This window comes from Halomonas sp. DP4Y7-1, assembly GCF_019800705.1.
GTDB lineage: Bacteria > Pseudomonadota > Gammaproteobacteria > Pseudomonadales > Halomonadaceae > Halomonas > Halomonas litopenaei_A.
In genome coordinates this window covers 461365-479097 of record NZ_JAHVKS010000002.1, presented here as the reverse complement: position 1 = coordinate 479097, position 17733 = coordinate 461365, and the positions used below count along the sequence as shown (strand labels likewise).

At 60.2% G+C, this 17733-nt stretch carries 18 protein-coding genes; 14 read left to right on the top strand and 4 right to left on the bottom strand.

The window, feature by feature from the left end; translation table 11 throughout:
* Positions 1-25 precede the first annotated feature (25 nt).
* From KUV72_RS05690 to KUV72_RS05675, 4 genes are all read left to right on the top strand, one after another.
* Entirely contained in the window at positions 26-1324 is a 1299-nt protein-coding gene (locus KUV72_RS05690) for a DUF3100 domain-containing protein (RefSeq protein ID WP_222237719.1), read from the top strand.
* A gap of 20 nt (positions 1325-1344) precedes the next feature.
* A complete protein-coding gene (locus KUV72_RS05685; RefSeq protein WP_222237718.1) occupies positions 1345-2499 on the top strand; it encodes a M20 aminoacylase family protein in 1155 nt (384 codons plus the stop codon).
* Positions 2500-2637: 138 nt separating this feature from the next.
* The gene (locus KUV72_RS05680; protein ID WP_222237717.1) at positions 2638-3540 is read left to right on the top strand and encodes an NAD(P)-dependent oxidoreductase; all 903 of its coding nucleotides are present in this window, start codon (positions 2638-2640) and stop codon (positions 3538-3540) included.
* Complete coding sequence (locus KUV72_RS05675; protein ID WP_222237716.1) at positions 3537-5087, top strand: aldehyde dehydrogenase family protein; 1551 nt, start codon at positions 3537-3539, stop codon at positions 5085-5087. The genes KUV72_RS05680 and KUV72_RS05675 overlap by 4 nt, the downstream gene beginning before the upstream one ends.
* Before the next feature lie 25 nt (positions 5088-5112).
* Here the strand turns inward: KUV72_RS05675 and KUV72_RS05670 are convergent, their stop codons facing one another.
* Together KUV72_RS05670 and KUV72_RS05665 are read right to left on the bottom strand one after the other, a co-directional pair.
* A complete protein-coding gene (locus tag KUV72_RS05670; RefSeq protein WP_222237715.1) occupies positions 5113-6030 on the bottom strand; it encodes a LysR family transcriptional regulator in 918 nt (305 codons plus the stop codon).
* 591 nt (positions 6031-6621) lie between these two features.
* Entirely contained in the window at positions 6622-7227 is a 606-nt protein-coding gene (locus KUV72_RS05665; RefSeq protein WP_222237714.1) for an exopolysaccharide biosynthesis protein, read from the bottom strand.
* Positions 7228-7467: 240 nt separating this feature from the next.
* Here KUV72_RS05665 and KUV72_RS05660 point away from each other — a divergent pair, with 240 nt between their 5' ends.
* Complete coding sequence (locus KUV72_RS05660; RefSeq protein WP_222237713.1) at positions 7468-7872, top strand: GreA/GreB family elongation factor; 405 nt, start codon at positions 7468-7470, stop codon at positions 7870-7872.
* Between the two features lie 127 nt (positions 7873-7999).
* Here KUV72_RS05660 and KUV72_RS05655 read toward each other — a convergent pair whose 3' ends face one another.
* Positions 8000-8710, bottom strand: a complete 711-nt coding sequence (locus KUV72_RS05655; protein ID WP_222237712.1) for a response regulator transcription factor — start codon at positions 8708-8710, stop codon at positions 8000-8002.
* A 234-nt stretch (positions 8711-8944) separates the two neighbouring features.
* Here KUV72_RS05655 and KUV72_RS05650 point away from each other — a divergent pair, with 234 nt between their 5' ends.
* The 3 genes from KUV72_RS05650 to KUV72_RS05640 all read left to right on the top strand — a co-directional run bounded on the left by KUV72_RS05650 (position 8945) and on the right by KUV72_RS05640 (position 10827).
* Positions 8945-9553 carry a LysE family translocator gene (locus KUV72_RS05650; protein WP_222162635.1) on the top strand — a complete coding sequence of 203 codons (609 nt, stop codon included), beginning with the start codon at positions 8945-8947 and terminating at the stop codon, positions 9551-9553.
* Positions 9554-9678: 125 nt separating this feature from the next.
* Positions 9679-10254: an NUDIX hydrolase YfcD gene (yfcD, locus tag KUV72_RS05645; protein ID WP_222237711.1), complete on the top strand. Its 576-nt coding sequence runs from the start codon at positions 9679-9681 to the stop codon at positions 10252-10254.
* A gap of 87 nt (positions 10255-10341) precedes the next feature.
* Positions 10342-10827, top strand: a complete 486-nt coding sequence (locus KUV72_RS05640; protein WP_206941513.1) for a glutathione peroxidase — start codon at positions 10342-10344, stop codon at positions 10825-10827.
* A gap of 36 nt (positions 10828-10863) precedes the next feature.
* Here KUV72_RS05640 and KUV72_RS05635 read toward each other — a convergent pair whose 3' ends face one another.
* The gene (locus KUV72_RS05635; RefSeq protein ID WP_206941511.1) at positions 10864-11250 is read right to left on the bottom strand and encodes a hypothetical protein; all 387 of its coding nucleotides are present in this window, start codon (positions 11248-11250) and stop codon (positions 10864-10866) included.
* 210 nt (positions 11251-11460) lie between these two features.
* On the opposite strand from KUV72_RS05635, the gene fabV reads away from it, so the two are divergent.
* The 6 genes from fabV to KUV72_RS05605 all read left to right on the top strand — a co-directional run bounded on the left by fabV (position 11461) and on the right by KUV72_RS05605 (position 17725).
* A complete protein-coding gene (gene fabV / locus KUV72_RS05630; protein ID WP_222237710.1) occupies positions 11461-12657 on the top strand; it encodes an enoyl-ACP reductase FabV in 1197 nt (398 codons plus the stop codon).
* 293 nt (positions 12658-12950) lie between these two features.
* Positions 12951-13865: a GlxA family transcriptional regulator gene (locus tag KUV72_RS05625; RefSeq protein WP_224908507.1), complete on the top strand. Its 915-nt coding sequence runs from the start codon at positions 12951-12953 to the stop codon at positions 13863-13865.
* A 954-nt stretch (positions 13866-14819) separates the two neighbouring features.
* On the top strand, positions 14820-15323 hold the full coding sequence (locus tag KUV72_RS05620) for a DUF417 family protein (RefSeq protein ID WP_222237708.1): 504 nt from the start codon (positions 14820-14822) through the stop codon (positions 15321-15323).
* 646 nt (positions 15324-15969) lie between these two features.
* Positions 15970-16191: a hypothetical protein gene (locus tag KUV72_RS05615; RefSeq protein ID WP_206941503.1), complete on the top strand. Its 222-nt coding sequence runs from the start codon at positions 15970-15972 to the stop codon at positions 16189-16191.
* 483 nt (positions 16192-16674) lie between these two features.
* Entirely contained in the window at positions 16675-16899 is a 225-nt protein-coding gene (locus KUV72_RS05610) for a hypothetical protein (protein ID WP_222237707.1), read from the top strand.
* Positions 16900-17170: 271 nt separating this feature from the next.
* Positions 17171-17725 (top strand): isochorismatase family protein, encoded by a 555-nt coding sequence (locus tag KUV72_RS05605; RefSeq protein WP_222237706.1) that lies wholly within the window; start codon positions 17171-17173, stop codon positions 17723-17725.
* The last annotated feature ends 8 nt before the right edge of the window (positions 17726-17733 follow it).

The following is a 17733-nucleotide window of genomic DNA, read 5'->3' as shown; positions in this document are numbered from 1 at the left end:
GTAATTACAACAACAGGACATCTCCATGAAGCTTTCGCTCCTTGTCGATTGGCGTCTGCATGCCATCGTGGCAGTTGCCGCGCTGATTTCAGAAGCGGTCGGTATCATCAAGATCCCGCTTGGGCCCGGTACCCTGCTGCTGCTGCCTCTGTTCTACGCGTTCATCATCGGTCTGCTGCTGAACCCTCATCTGTTTTCTGCCACGTCCCGCCTGGTGCCGGTCACGCTGAGCGAGGCCGCCGCGCCGATCATTCTGCTCTCGATCATGCCGTTCATTGCGCGCTTTGGTTCCACCATCGGGCCGGCTATCGAGCAGATTCTCAGCGCAGGGCCAGCCTTGGTCCTTCAAGAGCTTGGCAACCTCGGGACCATGCTGATCGCCATGCCGTTTGCGGTGCTGGTGCTGAAGATGGGCCGCGAGGCCATTGGCGCGACCTATTCCATCGCGCGCGAGCCCAACATCGCCATCATCTCGGACAAGTACGGTCTGAAAGGCCCTGAGGGCATCGGTGTCATGGGGGTCTACGTCGTTGGCACCATGTTCGGCACCCTGTGGTTTGCGTTGATGGCCGGCTATCTGACCACTCTCGACATTTTCGACCCCCGTGCACTGGCCATGGCCTGCGGCGTCGGCAGTGGCAGTATGGTCGCCGCCTGTTCCGGGGCGATTGCCGGTGCCTTGCCTGAGCTCAAGGATGAACTGCTGGCCTTCGCTGGCGCCAGCAATCTGCTGACCTATGCCACCGGCCTGTATATCTCACTGTTCATCGCCCTGCCCATGGCCGAGCGCATCTTCAAGTGGTGCTCGGGCTCTCGGGCGGCGACCTCGGTTGGCGCAAGGGCCACCGTGGAAGCCGAGCCGGCACCCAGCGTCAGCGACGATGAACGTCCCGAACGCCGCCTGGGCCAGACAGCGATCGTCATGGCGGTGGTCTGCGCGGTGGGCTGGATCAGCAACACCATCAATGGTGCGCCACTGCTCGAGGCGCTGCCGGGCATGCTGATCTTGTACGCCATGACCATGCTGGGACTGCTCATCACGCGGTTTGCGCCGTTCTACCTGCCCGGTGTGGCCTGGGTTTCGCTAGTCAGTATTGCCATGACGCTGCCCTGGTTCCCCGGCAGCGGCTGGATCGTCGAGCAGCTTTCCGCGGTCAGCTTCCTGGCGATCGTGACGCCGGTGCTGGCATATGCCGGTCTGGCCCTGTCCCCCCGTGAATTCACCATGTTCCGTCAGGTGGGGTGGAAGCTGATCATCGTGTCGCTGCTGGTCTTTACCGGCACCTTTGTCGGCTCTGCGCTGGTGGCCCAGGCGCTTCTGTAACGCAAACGAGGAGACCCAGCATGACCACAGTGACCCCAGACCTGTTGCGTGAATGGCGTCATGCCTTCCATCGCCAACCGGAAACCGCCTTCGAGGAGCATCGCACCAGCGCTCGCATCATCCAGATCCTGTCAGAAGCAGGTATCGAGATGGTGACGGGGCTGGGGGGCGGGACCGGGGTAGTGGCCTGGGTAGACGGCCGTCATGACGGTGATGGCGCGATTGGCCTGCGGGCTGACATCGATGCTCTGGATGTCACCGAGGCCAGTGATGCCCCCCATGCCTCACGTATTCCCGGCAAGATGCATGCCTGCGGTCATGATGGCCACACCACCATGCTGCTGGGGGCGGCCTGTTGCCTGGCGCAGTCTCCCGACTTTGCAGGCCGGGTCTACTTTATCTTCCAGCCCGCGGAAGAGAATGAGGGCGGTGGGCGCGTCATGGTAGAGGAAGGGCTGTTCGAGCGTTTCCCGATGCAGGCCGTCTACGGCGTGCACAACTGGCCAGGATTGCCGGTCGGCGAAGCCGCGGTGCACGACACGGCGGTCATGGCCGCCTTCGATGTGTTTCGTCTTACCCTGACAGGGCATGGCTGTCACGCCGCCATGCCGCACCTGGGCAAGGATGTCGTGCTGGCTGCCTGTCAGCTGGTCAACCAGCTGCAGGGTATTGTCAGTCGCGAGACGCCGGCGCATCAGACGGCGGTGATGAGCGTGACCCAGTTCCACGCGGGAGATGCCTACAACGTCATGCCTGAGGCGGTGGAACTGTGCGGTACCGTGCGCTGCTTTGATCCTGAACTGCGCCAGCGGCTCGAGGCCCGCTTCAAGCAGGCCATCGAGGCCACCGCGACCTTTCATGGTCTCAGCGCAGACATCGACTACCAGTCGCGCTATCCCGCCACCTTCAACAGCCCCGACCATGCGCAGCGCTGTGCCGACGTGCTGACTGCCTTGCCGGACATTCGCCAGGTGCATCGGGACCTGCCGCCCTCGATGGCGTCGGAAGACTTCGCCTTCATGCTGCAGCAGCGCCCCGGGGCATACATCTGGCTCGGCAATGGCGAGAACAGCGCGGCACTGCATAACCCTCACTACGATTTCAACGACGAGCTGTCCCCCTTGGGGGTGGCCTACTGGTGTGCGCTGGTACGCACCCTGCTGGGCCAGTCTTAAGGCAATACTGGATACATAACTGCGCTCGTCTCCCTGCAATAGCGTGATGTTGCCATGCCGTATACGGCATGGCCCACCCCCGGCGTGCCCGAGATCTGGCGCAAGGGGCTTTGTTCGACAACATAACAAGGAGAACGCATGAACATTATCGTGATCGGCCTCGGCCAGATGGGTGGCAATATGGCCATGACCCTGCATGCCGCGGGCTTTCATGTGACGGGTACTGATGTCAGCGACGACGCACGGGCACGTCTGGCATCCCGCGGGCTGGCGGTGGCCGCTCCAGACAGCCTGCCGGCGGCAGACGTCTATTTGCTGTCGCTGCCCACGTCAGACCACGTGCGTCAGGTGCTCATGGCGTCGCCGGGACTGCTGTCGCTGGCGCCCAAGGGCAGCGTCATCGTCGACACCTCTACCAGCGACCCGGCGGTGACGCGGGAGCTGGCACCACGGGTGGTAGAGGCGGGACTGGAGTGGCTTGATGCTCCGGTCAGCGGTGGGCCAGCGGGAGCGGCATCGGGCAGTCTGGGCATGCTGCTGGGGGGAGAGTCATCGACCATCGAGCGGCTAACGCCAATGCTGGATGCCATGTCGGCCCGCTATACCCACGTTGGCCCTGCAGCTAGCGGCCATGTGGTCAAACTGGCCAACAACTATCTGTGTGCCGCGCACCTGCTGACCACCGCCGAGGCGGTTGCCCTGGCGGCCAAGGCGGGTGTCGACCCGGCTGCCTGCCTGGCAGGGCTCAATAGCGGGTCAGGACGCAGTGCCGTCAGCGAGGTCAATTTTCCTAAGTGGATCCAGTCCGATTCCTTCGATTCAGGCTTCACCACTGGGCTGATGCGCAAGGACCTGCGCTTGGCCCGCGATGCGGCCGCTGATCTCGGGCTGCCGCTTACCCTGCTGGAGCAGGTTGTCGCGCGCTGGCATGCCGACCCGGACGGGCTACCCGACCACGCTGATTTCAACCGCATTACCGAGAGCGTGCTGGGGCTTGCCTCGGCTCAGGACGCTGACGGCTCCCAGGAGGACGCGCAATGAATCGTTTGACCATGGAGGCGATCGAGCGCCTGAACTCCCTGCTCAAGGCCTTCGACATGCAAGCCGACACGCCGCTGAGCAACTGGGTGGGCGGCGAGCTGCTGGCGGGGCAGGGCGAGGCCATCGAATTGATCGACCCGGTAACGGGGCAAGCGCTGCTGTCTTACCGGGATGCCGGCAGTGAGCTGGTGTCACAGGCCGTGACAGCGGCAGCACGTGGCCAACAGCAGTGGATGTCGCTGAGTGCCAGTGAGCGAGGCCGCAGAATGACCGAGGCTGCCTGGGCGCTGCGTGGCTACGACGAGACGCTGGCACAGCTCGAAAGCGTGGTGGCGGGCAAACCCATCCGGGACTGTCGCGGAGAGGTGGTCAAGGTCCGCGAGATGTTCGAGTACTACGCAGGCTGGTGTGACAAGCAGCATGGAGAAGTGATTCCCGTGCCGACCTCCCATCTCAACTATGTTCGGCACGTGCCGTACGGGGTGGTGGGCCAGATTACGCCCTGGAATGCGCCCATGTTCACCTGCGCCTGGCAGGTGGCGCCGGCCATCGCGGCGGGTAATGGCGTTGTCTTGAAACCGTCCGAGATGACGCCGTTCACCTCAGTGGTGATCGCCAAACTGCTGGAGAGCAGCGGACTGCCCAAGGGACTGATCAATATCGTCAATGGCATCGGCCCGACGACCGGAGCAGCACTGACCGGGCATCGTGGCATCAGCAAGCTGGTGTTCGTGGGCTCTCCTGACAGCGGGCGTCGGATCGCCCAGGCCGGTGCCGAGCGCCTGGTGCCCAGCGTGCTGGAGCTGGGCGGCAAGTCCGCCAATATCGTCTTCGCCGATGCCAGGCTCGATGATGCGGTGGCTGGCGCTCAGGCGGCCATCTTTGCCGCGGCGGGGCAGAGCTGCGTGGCGGGATCGCGGCTGCTGGTGCAGCGCGAGGTGTTCGATGCCGTCTGCACCCGGCTGGCGCGAGCCGCAGCGCAGATAACGGTCGGGTTGCCGGTTGAGCCGTCGACTCAGATGGGCCCGGTCCAGAATGCCAGGCAATACCGTCACGTCACCAGCATGATTGACGATGCCTGTCGTCAGGGGGCCAGAGTCCTGTGTGGTGGCACGCGACCGGCGGGACTTCCGGAGGAGGCTCAGGGCTATTTCCTGGCACCTACCGTATTGGCCGATGTCAGCGATGACATGACGATTGCCCAGGAGGAGGTGTTCGGCCCCGTGGTGGTGGTCATGCCCTTCGATGACGAGGAGCAGGCGGTGCGTCTGGCCAATGCCACTCGCTTCGGCCTGGCTGGAGCTGTGTGGACCCAGGACCCCGCCCGCGCTCATCGGGTGGCGGGCCGCCTGCGTGCGGGTACGGTCTGGATCAATAGCTACAAGGCGATCAATGTCATGTCGCCGTTTGGCGGTTTCGATGACAGCGGCTTCGGGCGTTCCAGCGGCGTCGAAGGTCTCAAGGAATACACGGTCGCTCAAAGCGTCTGGGTGGAAACGGCCGATGCCGCGAGTGTTGCCATGGGGTATGGCAATGGGGTTGGCTGATGCCGAGGCCCTGCTGTTACTAGCTCTACGGGACGCGTGAGGAAAAGGCTCGCATCCAGCGCTCCAGATGGCGAAGTAGCTGAAGTCCGGCCCGAGGCATCCGTCGTCCTACTCGTGTGACGATATGGGCTCGGGCCTGGCGAAAGCGTTCACTATCCACCTCCAGCGCCACCAGCCTGCTGTCCTCCAGCTCTCGCGCAGCGGCAAAGGCGGGGAGCAGTGTCAGCGTCAGGTCTGAGCGTGCGGCGTGCAGCAGCACCGAAAGCGAGTTGGTCTGCATGTTGACCTGAGGCCGCAGCCCGGCTTCTCTGAAGCCTTCATCCACCAGTTGGCGTACCCCGTGGCCGGTACGCCACAGGGCCATGGGGTGATCACTGAGGGTGGCAATGGTCAGCGCCTCACGAGCGCCAGCGAGCGGGTGGGACGGCGACACCAGCGCCACCAGGGGCTGCTGGCTGGAGTGCCAGAAGCGCAGCTGTGGATGAACGCGCTCGTGATACATCAGCCCAAGGTGAGCCTCGTCCTGAATCACAGCCTCGATGATCTCGCTGGTGCTACCCGTATTCACGTCCAGGCGCACGCCACGGTAGCGCTCGGTAAAAGTTCGCAGGGGCGTGTCGAGCAGGTCGCCGACAAACCCCTCGCCCACGGTCAACGACAGGTGGCCGGTCTCGAGACGCTGATAGGCGTCGAGCTGTTCGCTGAAGGTGTCGTCCAGAGCTGAGCGCCGGCGACAGTAATCCAGCAGCATTTCCCCGACCGCTGTCGGCACCACTCCTTGTCGCGAGCGCTCCAGCAGCGGAGCGCCCAATGCATCCTCGATCAGTGACAGCTGGCGGCTGACCGCCGACGGGGCAATATCCAGGCGCGCAGCGGCCTGTCGCACCGACCCTGCTTCGATCGTGACCTGAAAGTAGACCAGCCGCTGATGTGGGATATCCATGGCGCCGCCTTGTGATGATGGCCAAGTATATCAATCCTCACATGTGCTGACTCGGCGCTCTGGTGCGCAGTGAATCAGGGACCGCTGCTGGGCCGCAATAACGGCAGCAGCGCGGCCTAATGGCAGAACGCAGGCTTTACTAAGAACGCAATCAGGGCAGGATGATCACGCCTGTTGGAAACTCGTAGCAGCAGCGCGGTAGCCATCCGTGCAGTGGATACATGCACCAGAGCCTTGCAGCAGAACCTTGCAGCAGAGCTATGAAGCAGAGACCTGCTTGCAGATGAGCCAGGGGCAGGAGGAGGAAGCGTCAAGAGATGGGTGGATGGCATCCCTGCCATCGCTAAGCACAATGCCGCACGTCCCTGGCCGGCTTCGCCAGCGTATCGCACCCTGCTGATGGCGGAGTTGATCCTGGTCAGCTCAGCCCTGTCCGCAGCGCGGTCAGCGCAGGAGGGGCAGCACAGGAAGCTCAGTACAGGAAGGGCGGCACAAGAAGCTCAGCACAGGAAGGGCGGCAACGCGAAGTAGGAAGCCTCGCAGGACCCGCTCGATCACCGTCGGCGTCCCACTACCGGCACGTCCAGCGGGCTAGATGGCCAGCACAATGACCCAGGCGGTGGATAGGGTAAAGGCGTAGCCTGCCAGCGCCATCAGCCCATCCCGGGCGAGCAGCGCCAGGCCGAACATGCTTTGGGCAGCGCCAGCCAAGGTCGCGCTGAAGGGAATCAGCTCCATCGGCGGCGTCACCAGGGCGATGGCCAGACAGGCTAGACCGATGGGATAGCGCGCCACGCGGCCTGTCAGCAGCCTCAGTCTGGGCTTGATCAGCCGGTCAACCCAGCGAGCAGGTTTGCGCAGCAGGGTGATGGTGCGCTCGACCTTGGTAGTGGCGACCTTGCGCCTGGCGAGCCACGCTGGGAGCCACACGCTCTGCTTGCCTGCCAACAGCTGTACCGCCGCCAGCACCACGAGCAGCGACATCAGCGTCGGCACCCCGGGAACATCGCCGATCAACGGGGTGAGGGTGACCAGGCCTGCGACCAGCAGGAAGGGAGCAAAGCTGCGGCGACCGACGGCGTCCATCACTTCGGCGAGGGACAGCTGATCGCGTTCGGCACTGGCTTGGCTGAGTTGGTCGAGCAGTTGGTTCAAGTTTTCTGGAGGCGTGTCGAAGGCGTCAGGCGTGGAGGGCATCGTGGCTCTGATGTAGGAATGAAGAAAAGGCGTCGAGGCCAGCAGTATGCGGACCCTGCAAGGGGGATGTCCAACCGGCCTGTCTTTTTCATATAAGCAGTTTCTTGTTTACTGCCAGTGTCGTATGCTTCAGGTGATCGAGTCCTTCCCACTATCGGGGAGGGCTTTTTTGTTGCGTGGCGGTCACCCCGACGGGGTGACGCCCCTAAAGGCCTGTAAGAGACCAGTGAGGTGACAAGGATGTCGTTGAGGCTAGCCAATCGTCTTGACGCAGAGCGACTTCAGCGTCTGATCGATGATGCAGATGACAAGGATCGTGCGGTAGCCGATCTGCTTGAGGCGCTGCTGGAGCGCGCCGAGATTCTCGACCCTGACGAGATGCCCGATGATGTCGTCAGCATGAATAGCCAAGTGGTACTGCGCGATCTCGATGAAGACCGTCAGCTGGTGCGGACCCTGGTATATCCCCATGCCTTGTCGGCAACCACCGACGGACTGTCCGTGATGGCGCCGCTGGGAGCTGAACTGCTGACCCGCCGAGTGGGAGAGCAATGGCAGGTTACCCCACTAACGGGGCGTACCAAGCGCTGGCAACTGGAGCAGATTCTGTGGCAGCCAGAGCGTGAGCGTCAGTTTCATCGATGATGCCGATGCCGCGGCTTCCCCGTGGGGGAGTGCTGCACCTTTGCCCGCTATCTGTCACCGATTGCCCTTTTCCCGGCGCCCTTTTTCCGCTAGCCCAGGCGTGACAGGAAAGGGCTAGGGAATGGCATCAAGGCTGGGCCTGGCGATCGCGTTGGCTGCCCTTGCTCATCGGCGGTGGAATACCGAGGTGCTTGCGTGCCCACTGGGCGGCCTCGGTTCTGTGGTGCACCTTGATCTTCTTGAAGATATTGTAAAGATGTGACTTGACGGTATGTTCGCTGAGAAACAGCTGGCTGGCGATATCCTGGTTGGACGCGCCATTGCCAATGAAGCCAAGGATTTCCAGCTCCCGTTGTGTCAGGCCAGCGACCGGGCGGTAGGTGTTGAACTGTTGGCGACGGAAGTATTCGAACATCTGCTGGAGCAGCGGGCGAGACATCCACAGCGCGCCATCCAGTAGTTGGATGATGCCTTTGCAGATGTTGTCGAGTTCGTCACGGCGATAGAAGATACCTTGCAAATGCAGTGACGCCAGCAGTTCAGCGGCCTGTTCCTGGTCGGCCAGGTTGAACGCAGCCAGCAGGATCTCTGGGTACTGTGCCTTTAGTTCGTGACAGTGGTGCATATCGCTGAGCGATAGCTGGTCAGCATCCAGCAGCCAGAGTTGTGCTTGATCAGGTGTGCGGGCGAGCTCGGCCTGCAGAGAGGGCACCGCTTCGGGTGCCAATGTGCTGACCTCGCAATCCAGCACCTGACTCAGGTGGTGGGTAAATAGCTGGGACTGCACGTTGGGGTGCGTGATCAATCTGACGATTGAGGCTTGTTGCGAGGCAGACATCGTCCCCTCCCTGTTCCCTTGCAATGATGGATGATGATCATTTTTTTTGTAGGACGTGCATGAGTATCGTTATCGAAGCTCATACGTTTGTAAATAACGATATATCCTGAACTTCACCATCCCTAGAGTGAGGTTTTTCGTGATTGTATGCTTGGTTTTGTAAGAAAAAGCATTTGAATGCGTAATTCTGCATAGATTGTGTGAGCCATGCGTCGAAGTAATTGAGGAGAAAGTATGCCGTTATCGCTTTGGCTCTCTTTGGCAGCCATCTGTGCCATGGGAGCCATGTCCCCCGGCCCCAGCCTGGCACTTGTACTCCGCCATACCCTGGGCAGTGGCAGGGCCGCCGGTGTCGTGGCGGCGATCACACACGCTCTGGGTGTAGGCCTCTACGCACTGCTGACCGTCTGGGGCCTGGGCGAAGTCATCGAACGACATCCACAGGGGTTCCGCGTGGTGATGCTGGCGGGGGCCGTATATCTGGCCTGGCTTGGCATCAAGGCGCTGCGCGCGGGCCAGGCGGGGGCACTGCGACCACAGCCCAGCACGGCCAGCCACCTGACCGCCGCCCGGGAAGGTTTGCTGGTGGCCCTGGGCAATCCCAAGCTGATCCTGTTCTTTGTTGCCTTGCTCAGTCAGTTCGTCAGTCCTGACATGTCCGTGCTTGAGCGGAGCATCGTGGTCGTGACGGCCATGGTGATCGACGGCGGCTGGTACGTGCTGGTAGCGCTTGGCCTGTCTCACTCCAGTGTGCTGCCTTGGCTGCAGGCTCGCTCTCACTGGATCAATCGGGTGACGGGCGTGCTCTTGCTGGGACTGGCGGTTCGCGTGCTGCTGGGCTAAGGCCCTGCCAGGTATCAAGCGCACAGCCAGATATCAAACGCCTTGGCAGGTATCGAAGACTGGGCGAAGGGTGACGTCGCGGGCGCGGATCGTTAGGCTTGACGCTTTAATGGCGGAGTCCTGTGATGAGTGAGGTTGCCTCACCTGAGCTGTCGCTGCCGGTGGCGTCATCGCTGAAGGCTCCGGCGGGCGACGTTCCGGCGCCGGTCATCGCGCGCGAGAGAGTGCAGATCGTGGATGCCCGCGATCGCCCCTGTGGAAGCGCCTGGCGATCCGACATGCGCCGCTATCGCTTCTGGCATCGCGCGACCTACATTGTGGTGCGCAACGGCGCGGGAGAGCTGTGCGTTCAGCGACGGACACTGACCAAGGAAGCCTTTCCCGGTGGTCTTGACCTCGCTGCTGGTGGCGTGGTGGCGGCCGGTGAGGCGGTCCACGTGTCTGCCCGTCGTGAACTGGCAGAGGAGCTTGGTATCTGTCATGCCCCGCTGACGCCCTGCCTGAGCTTTCGCTACGATGACCAGGGGTATCGCATCTTTGGCAGTGTCTTTTGCGTGACCTGGGACGGTCCTCTGGCGCTGCAGCCGGAAGAGGTCGCCAGCGTCACCTGGATGCCGCCTGGAGAGGCCATCGAACTGGCTGAGGCCACACCGGACACGCACCTCGCGCTGGCCCTGCTGTTGAAGCAGGAAGCGCAATGATGAAGGCGACTTCGCCGGTGGGCCTGCGTCTCTGGCGAGAGCCGTGAAGGCGTGTCATCGTGAAGACAAGGAGCGCGAGTTCAGCCCATGAGCCTGCATGACGTCGAGTGTCATACCCATCAAGGTGAGCCTTTCAATCTGCGTGCATTGAGGGGGCAGGTGCTGCTTGTCGTCAATGTGGCAAGCCAGTGCGGTTTTACCTCTCAGTTGGGCGAACTGGAGGCGCTGTATCGCGAGCATCGCGAACGGGGCTTCACGGTGCTGGGGTTTCCTTGCAACCAGTTTGCCAAGCAGTCGCCAGAGTCTGCCGAGCAATTCTGTGCCTTTGGTGAGCGTCAGTTTGGTGTCACCTTTCCCCTGATGGAAAAGGTGGAGGTGAATGGACGCGGTGCCCATCCTCTGTTTCAGCGCCTGAAAGCCGAAGCTCCGGGCTGGCTGGGAACGCGCGCCATCAAATGGAATTTCACCAAGTTTCTGGTGGCGCGAGACGGGCGCGTGTTGAAGAGGTTCGGGCCTCGGGATGGTGCCGCGGCGATGCTGACGGATCTGGAACGAGCCCTCGACGAGACGTGAGGGTTGGGCTTTGTCGCCTGCTATCGGCCGCTGGCCCTAGCGCGCTTCTCCTCGGCTGACCACCAGATGCTCCACCAGGGCGTTGTAGCGGTGACGCACCATCATGGTGGTCAAGCCTGAGAACAGGGCCCAGAACTTTCGGCGCCAGCCGGTCAGTCGGAGGTTGTGGGCGACCAGGCGGCGCATCAACTGGTAGTCGTCGAACTTGCGCCACTCACCAGCGACCGACATTTGCTGTCGAGAAAGTACGGGGGCGAGTTCAAGGCGAAAGACCCACTCCAGGTCCTTGAGCGCGATGCCGTCACGTTCTATCACCTCTACCATTCTCGCGTAGTCGGATTCTCGCGGTTCCCGTTCCAGCCACATCGGGGCCAATGCGAGCCATAGCTCGCCGCGTTCATCGACCAGAGTCTGGGCATCCATCGGTGGTCTCCTCAAGCGATGGACTGCATCCTGCCCGAGCCGCCGCCGTCGAGCAAGTATCGCTCAGTAGCCCCGCTCAGTAGCCCCGCCCGTGAGGCCCTTTGTCTGCAAAGGCGGACAGGATCGCCGTGTGCCGCTAGAATATCGCCACCACGCATTATACATTGGATGGCTCTCCTACGGGAGCCACGAGCAATAAAGAGGTCTGTCGTGATCATCAAGCCCAAGGTACGCGGATTCATCTGCACCACCACCCATCCTGTCGGTTGCGAGAAAAACGTACTCGAGCAGATCGAGGCAACCCGCGCACGTGGCCTGGCGTCATCCAAGGGGCCCAAGAAAGTGCTGGTGATCGGTGCCTCCAGCGGTTACGGCCTGGCGGCACGCGTCACTGCTGCCTTTGGTTATGGCGCCGATACCCTCGGTGTGTTCTTCGAGAAGCCCGGCACCGAGAAGAAGCCCGGTACGGCGGGTTGGTACAATGCCGCGGCCTTCGACAAGTTCGCCAAGCAGGAAGGCCTCTACAGCAAGTCGATCAATGGTGATGCCTTCTCCCACGAAGCCCGCGCCAAGGCGATCGAATTGATCAAGCAGGACATGGGGCAGGTGGACCTGGTGGTCTACTCGCTGGCGTCTCCCGTGCGCAAGATGCCGGACTCCGGTGAGCTGAAGCGTTCCAGCCTCAAGCCCATTGGCGAGACCTACCGCGCCACCGCTATCGACACCAATAAGGACACCATCATCGAAGCCGAGGTCGAGCCTGCCAGCGAGCAGGAAATCGCCGATACCATCGATGTCATGGGCGGTCAGGACTGGGAACTGTGGATGCAGGCATTGAGTGAGGCCGATGTACTGGCTCCTGGTGCCCGCAGTGTTGCCTTCAGTTATATCGGTACCGAGATCACCTGGCCGATCTACTGGCATGGTGCGTTGGGCAAGGCCAAGGAAGACCTGGATCGTGCAGCCACCGCCATCGATGGCGAGTTGAAACAGTCTGGAGGTGGTGCCAACGTCGCTGTGCTCAAGTCGGTAGTGACCCAGGCGAGTGCCGCCATCCCGGTCATGCCGTTGTACATTGCGATGGTCTATCGGGTGATGAAGGAGCAGGGCCTCCACGAAGGCACCATCGACCAGCTCAACCGCCTGTTCGGGGAGCGCCTCTACGGGGGTGAAGCCACCACGGATGACGTCGGCCGCCTGCGTCTGGATGACTGGGAACTGCGTGATGACGTCCAGCAGGCATGCAAGGATCTGTGGCCGAAGGTGACCAGTGACAATCTGTTCGATATCACGGACTACGCTGGCTACAAGCACGAGTTCCTCAAGCTGTTCGGCTTCGAGCGTAGCGATGTGGACTACGACGCCGACGTCAATCCGGACGTCAGCTTCGACGTCGTTCAGCTCTAATCCGCCCAAAAGGCCCTGAATGTCGGCCCCGTCGCTCCAGCACTGAGCGAGCCGGCGGCTGACAGACTCGCCTTTGCCAACGGGCCGTGACCGAGAGGTCGCGGCCCGTTGTCGTCGTGTCACTGATGCGTCTTCGCTGCAGGCGTGGCCCATGCACAACGGACATGGGCGCTGAATCCATGGCGTGAGTGGCGTAGACTATGGCTCGCATATTCTCGTCGAGAAGGTTCATGCCGCCGTCTTCCCACCCACCACGCTCATCCGAATTGCTGCGCCAAGTAGGGATCGTGGTGATGCCTGGATTTTCTCTGCTGGCGCATGCCTGTGCCACCGAGCCGCTGCATGTGGCGAACCTGCTTCACGGCCGAACCCTCTATCGACTGACCAGTTACTCCAGTGGCGGCGATGCGGTGACGAGTGCGTCGCAGCAGACCGTGCTGCCCCGGGAAGCGCTAGCAGAGGTGGAGACTCACCCCGACATGGTGTTGGTGTGCGGGCCTGCCAAGCTGCCTGGGGGGATCCCCGACGATCTGGCGGCCTGGCTCAAACGCCTGGCGGCTTCTGGCGTGTTACTCGGCGGCATCGGCGGGGGCACCGAAGCGCTGGCGCGGCTGGGGCTTCTGGATGGCTACCAGGCCACGCTGCCGTGGCAACGGTTCGAGGCCTTCGCGGCGGCTCACCCCCGGGTGCGGCTGTCACAACAGCTGTTCGAGATTGATCGTGACCGGATGACCTGTGGTGGCGGCACGGCGGCCATGGACATGATGATCACTCTGGTCGAAAGTCATCATGGTGCCGCTCTAGCATCACGAATTTCGGAATATTTCGTGATGGAGCGGATCCGCATGGGTGATGAACCCCAGCAGATTCCCCTGCGCTCGCGTCTCGCCCATGCGCCGGCCAGCCTGGTCGAGGCCGTGCAGCTGATGGAAGCTAACATCGAAGAGCCGCTGTCGACTCACGAACTTGCCGAACATCTGGGCATCTCCAGGCGTCAGCTGGAGCGACTCTTCAAGAAGTACCTGAAGTCGGTACCGAGTCGCTATTACCTCGACCTGCGTCTGCAGAAGGCTCGCCGCATGCTGCGCGAGAGTGATCAGCCTGCCGGTGAAATCGCGCTTCAGACCGGCTTCTCATCGGCGGCGCATTTCTCGACGGCGTATCGCAACCACTTCGGTATGACCCCCAGGGAAGAGCGACTGGGCTAGTCACTGGCCCGATACGGTTTATCGGGTAACCGCACCTTCCCTGTATCTGCATAGCTCCCTGAACGTTCCCTGACCGTTCCCCTGAACGTCCCCCCTTTTGACCTGCATCGCTCACCGTTGCTGGGGTCGACCTGCATGGGTTCGACCCGTATGGGTTCGGCCTGAATGCGTTGCCGACATCGAGCGGAATCGATGTGTGGTGGCATGTTTCGGTAGCACGGATTACCCCGGCTGCTCACGTGAGCCGGGCGCGACAGTCTACGTCCCGTAGGCGCACCTGCGCTTCCTCTCTTCGTTTTTCCCTGGCTCTGTGCCTCCCTGCCTCGCTTCCTCCCTCCTTCCCTGTCGTGTCATTGCCTTTCTCCCCACCATCAGCTTCCACAGCATGTCAGCTCAACGTTGAGGTTGAGGTCGCCACGTCCTCGTTGTTTGTGTTGGCTGCTCGAGGTTCAGCATCGATGGGAAAGGACGGTGAAGACATGTTGCATGCTCGTTTTGGCAAAGTTCTTTGGGTGAAGTGACGTAAGGAAACGGTGATGTAGTCGACAGAAGCGACCTCACCATGAGGCGTGATGATATGGCTATAGAGAGTGCGGAGAGTACGTAGAAGCTGTGTCAGGTGATGGATGCCGGTAGCGACAAGCCACGTCTTCATGCAGATCAGAAAAATCGAATGAGCGTAGTTATCAACAGTAGTGTAAGTAAATCGAATGTATCGTACACAGAGAGGAAAGACAGCAAGGTGCCGGAGCCATAGCTGAGTAGAAGCTGAGCAAAAGGATGACGTTCAATCAGAGAGTGTCTCCGGACATCATGCGGTGTATGGAAAGCGATGGTGGCTGTTTCGGAAGAAGGTGGTAGCAGTAGATCGGAAGATGAATAGAGGAAAGATGAGGATGCGTCTGCCATCTATTCATAAAAAATGACGGAAAAAGTAAAGATGGAGAGTGAGACATGAATCACAATACCCTTTCTCGTGCTGGCTTCTATATTGCGTTGTACGGTGTGGTCGCGATCCTTCTATGGATCGGTTTCTTCAAGTATCACCCAGATGAAGCGGCCGCTATCCAGGGCATCGTTGCCAGCTCTCCGTTGATGTCCTGGTTGTACAGCATTGCGAGTGTCAATCAGGTGTCGGCGGCTATTGGTACGGCAGAAATTGTCGTTGGCTTGCTTGTTGCGGCATATCCCATCTCCAAGAAAGCGGGACTGGTGGGGGGAGCGCTTGCAAGCGTCATCTTCCTGACAACCAGCACCTTCTTGCTGACCACCCCTGGTGTCTTGCATGTCAGCAGTCTGTCGGGTGATACCTTGGCCTTCCCATCGCTGTTCGGTGGATTCCTGGCGAAGGACCTGGTTCTTCTCGGGGCTTCCCTTGCCATCACCGGGGCTGCCTGGAAAGCGGTAAGTGAAGAGGCGATCGCCAAACACGATCACCTGATTGCCGAATCAGCATAAAGGCCAATGATGCGCCAGCAGCAACGAGCAGTGCTGCTGGCGTGTGACTTTCATGCGGGTCCACCATGCGTGAAAGGAAAGCCCATAGCTGTCGACGTAATGTGAGATGTTTTTACGCCGCTATGTTCAATATCTTACAGAAAAATTGTGCCGAAATGATTTTATGAACATATCTGCAATTGCCAATATGTGAGATGCGAATTAGATTTTCTGTTACCAGTTAACAAAATGTTACGTTTAGATGCGGTCAGTTTTTCTGGTCTTCCTGCTCATAACGTGATGTTTTTGTTTGTTTTCTTGAGTCGTAGATTCGCGCTTTGTTCGCTGGAAAATCATAAGAACGTATATCGAGCATCCGCCGACTGGGGTGAAAGTGGACCTGGATGAAAGCGGACCGGGGCGAAAGCGGATCGGGATGAAAGGATATGAGCGACAAGTGAACTGAGGTGGGCGCGGATGGATGTAGACACCCAGTTTTCAAATGCGCTGAAGCAGCATATTGCACCAGTAACTTGTCTCTTCTTTGCTGAATTTGCAGGGGAAGACAAGTCAACGATAGGCAAGCATAGGATCCCCCACAGAGGTGGATCCCTCAAAAGGCCAGACTTCTGCGGTCGGCCACAATAGGAAAGTCGAGGAGAGTGACATGAAAACCAAGATGATCTTTGCTGTCATGATGGTATCTGTGCTGGCCGCGGGTAGCGCCTTTGCCATGGACTCAGCGACCCTGCAGAAGCGCATGCAGGAAATTGAACAGCGCAGTGAGGCGGCCTCCGACGAGCAGAAAGTCGAAGCCCTCGAACAAGAAGTGGCAGAGCTGAAGGACCTTCTTCAGATGACCGTAGACAGTCTCAATGAGTCCCAGTAATCCAGCATGATGGTTAGCGCCGCAGTTTTTCAGAACGAGATAAGCTGCGGCCTACGGCGCTGGTAAGCCATGGGTTTACCGGCGCCGGCCCGCACCAGGCGTCAGATAGGTATTAGGTCTTTTCATACGTAGGACGGGATGGTGTCGACGTGGAAATGTCCTATAAAGTTTAAAAATTGTGCTTGTTTAGTCTTTCGAATAAACACAGGTTGCTAACGGTAATACCCCCCTATTAGATTGATTCAACGAGTTTTTGAACACTGTTTTTCATTGGGCTTCGTGGAGGGTGCGTGTCTTGGACGTGACGGGGTGGTTGGCATTCCCTTCCTGTCTTGCTCTAGTGAAACGCCCTGCAGGTCACGTTGCTCCGCTAATCATCAAGACGATGTCCTACCATTGCCTTGCAGCAGTGCCTACCGGCCTTCATGGGTAATGGACAGGGAACCAGGTCGAAGGACGTTCGACAAAGACGAGGAGAAAGACATGAAGATCAAAATGATGGCAGCTGCACTCCTGGCCTCCATGATGGCAGTGGGTACAGCGCAAGCGATGGATTCCGATACGCTGCAGCAGCGCATGCAGGCGATTCAGCAGCAATCGGAAGCCACGCAGCAGGAGCAAAAAATTGCCGCATTGGAGCAGGAAGTTGCCGATCTGAAGGCACTGCTGCAAGAGACCGTCGAGGCTTTCCAGGAAGCCAATATGTAACATCGTCACAGTGCCAGCGGTTGGTGGCATGACGTGATGACAAAGGCTCACCTTTTTGGGTGGGCCTTTTTTTGTTGGTGAGTGCCGCATAGGTTAGCGCTTTATAGGTTGGTGCGTAGGGGCGGGTGGCCGTAGTGGTGGTGGGCGTTGAAGATCATGTCCGAATTTGCCACCGGTGTGACCGCTTTGGCACTTCGGTCCGTCGATGGGGCCACTTATCGTAGCTGTACACCCATTGCTTTCTCCCATTCTGCGGACCGGGAGTCTTTCCATGTCATCTGCACTACTGCTTATTGATGTTCAAGCGTCTTTTCCCCAGCGTCCTTACTGGAATCCGCAAGAACTGGGGCGCTGGCCTGACGCCCAGCGCGAATTGATCGACCTGGCCAAGGCATCAGGCATACCCCTCGTAAGAATCTTCCATCTCGCACCCGGGAGCGGTGGAGCCTTCGATCCAGATCAGGGGTTCGTCAAACCTTTGCCGGGCTTTGAGGATCCTGCGGACGCCACGTTTTACAAGACCGCGCACAACGCGTTCACCGATACCGGACTGGACCGCTGGCTTCGTGGGAAGGGAATCACGACGCTCTGGATCAGTGGCATCCGTACCGAGCAGTGCTGCGAGACGACGGCTCGAGTGGGGTCTGATCTTGGGTATGATGTGGTGTTCATCGCCGAGGCGACGCTGACGTTCTCGATGTCTCGAGCAGGACGAGTGTTCTCCGCAGCAGAGATCCGTGAGCGCACGGAACTGGTACTGGATGGGCGCTTTGCCCGTGTGGTGCCGGTAAGTGCCTTGCGCAATGCGCGCTGTGAGCTGGCCTGACCAGCGGC

What these genes read in the sequence shown, in the direction of transcription:
- KUV72_RS05690 (WP_222237719.1), top strand. Translation starts at nt 26, where the DNA reads ATGAAGCTTTCGCTCCTTGTCGATTGGCGTCTGCATGCCATCGTGGCA.
- KUV72_RS05685 (WP_222237718.1), top strand. Translation starts at nt 1,345, where the DNA reads ATGACCACAGTGACCCCAGACCTGTTGCGTGAATGGCGTCATGCCTTC.
- KUV72_RS05680 (WP_222237717.1), top strand. Translation starts at nt 2,638, where the DNA reads ATGAACATTATCGTGATCGGCCTCGGCCAGATGGGTGGCAATATGGCC.
- KUV72_RS05675 (WP_222237716.1), top strand. Translation starts at nt 3,537, where the DNA reads ATGAATCGTTTGACCATGGAGGCGATCGAGCGCCTGAACTCCCTGCTC.
- KUV72_RS05670 (WP_222237715.1), bottom strand. Translation starts at nt 6,030, where the DNA reads ATGGATATCCCACATCAGCGGCTGGTCTACTTTCAGGTCACGATCGAA.
- KUV72_RS05665 (WP_222237714.1), bottom strand. Translation starts at nt 7,227, where the DNA reads ATGCCCTCCACGCCTGACGCCTTCGACACGCCTCCAGAAAACTTGAAC.
- KUV72_RS05660 (WP_222237713.1), top strand. Translation starts at nt 7,468, where the DNA reads ATGTCGTTGAGGCTAGCCAATCGTCTTGACGCAGAGCGACTTCAGCGT.
- KUV72_RS05655 (WP_222237712.1), bottom strand. Translation starts at nt 8,710, where the DNA reads ATGTCTGCCTCGCAACAAGCCTCAATCGTCAGATTGATCACGCACCCC.
- KUV72_RS05650 (WP_222162635.1), top strand. Translation starts at nt 8,945, where the DNA reads ATGCCGTTATCGCTTTGGCTCTCTTTGGCAGCCATCTGTGCCATGGGA.
- yfcD (WP_222237711.1), top strand. Translation starts at nt 9,679, where the DNA reads ATGAGTGAGGTTGCCTCACCTGAGCTGTCGCTGCCGGTGGCGTCATCG.
- KUV72_RS05640 (WP_206941513.1), top strand. Translation starts at nt 10,342, where the DNA reads ATGAGCCTGCATGACGTCGAGTGTCATACCCATCAAGGTGAGCCTTTC.
- KUV72_RS05635 (WP_206941511.1), bottom strand. Translation starts at nt 11,250, where the DNA reads ATGGATGCCCAGACTCTGGTCGATGAACGCGGCGAGCTATGGCTCGCA.
- KUV72_RS05625 (WP_224908507.1), top strand. Translation starts at nt 12,951, where the DNA reads ATGCCTGGATTTTCTCTGCTGGCGCATGCCTGTGCCACCGAGCCGCTG.
- KUV72_RS05620 (WP_222237708.1), top strand. Translation starts at nt 14,820, where the DNA reads ATGAATCACAATACCCTTTCTCGTGCTGGCTTCTATATTGCGTTGTAC.
- KUV72_RS05615 (WP_206941503.1), top strand. Translation starts at nt 15,970, where the DNA reads ATGAAAACCAAGATGATCTTTGCTGTCATGATGGTATCTGTGCTGGCC.
- KUV72_RS05610 (WP_222237707.1), top strand. Translation starts at nt 16,675, where the DNA reads ATGAAGATCAAAATGATGGCAGCTGCACTCCTGGCCTCCATGATGGCA.
- KUV72_RS05605 (WP_222237706.1), top strand. Translation starts at nt 17,171, where the DNA reads ATGTCATCTGCACTACTGCTTATTGATGTTCAAGCGTCTTTTCCCCAG.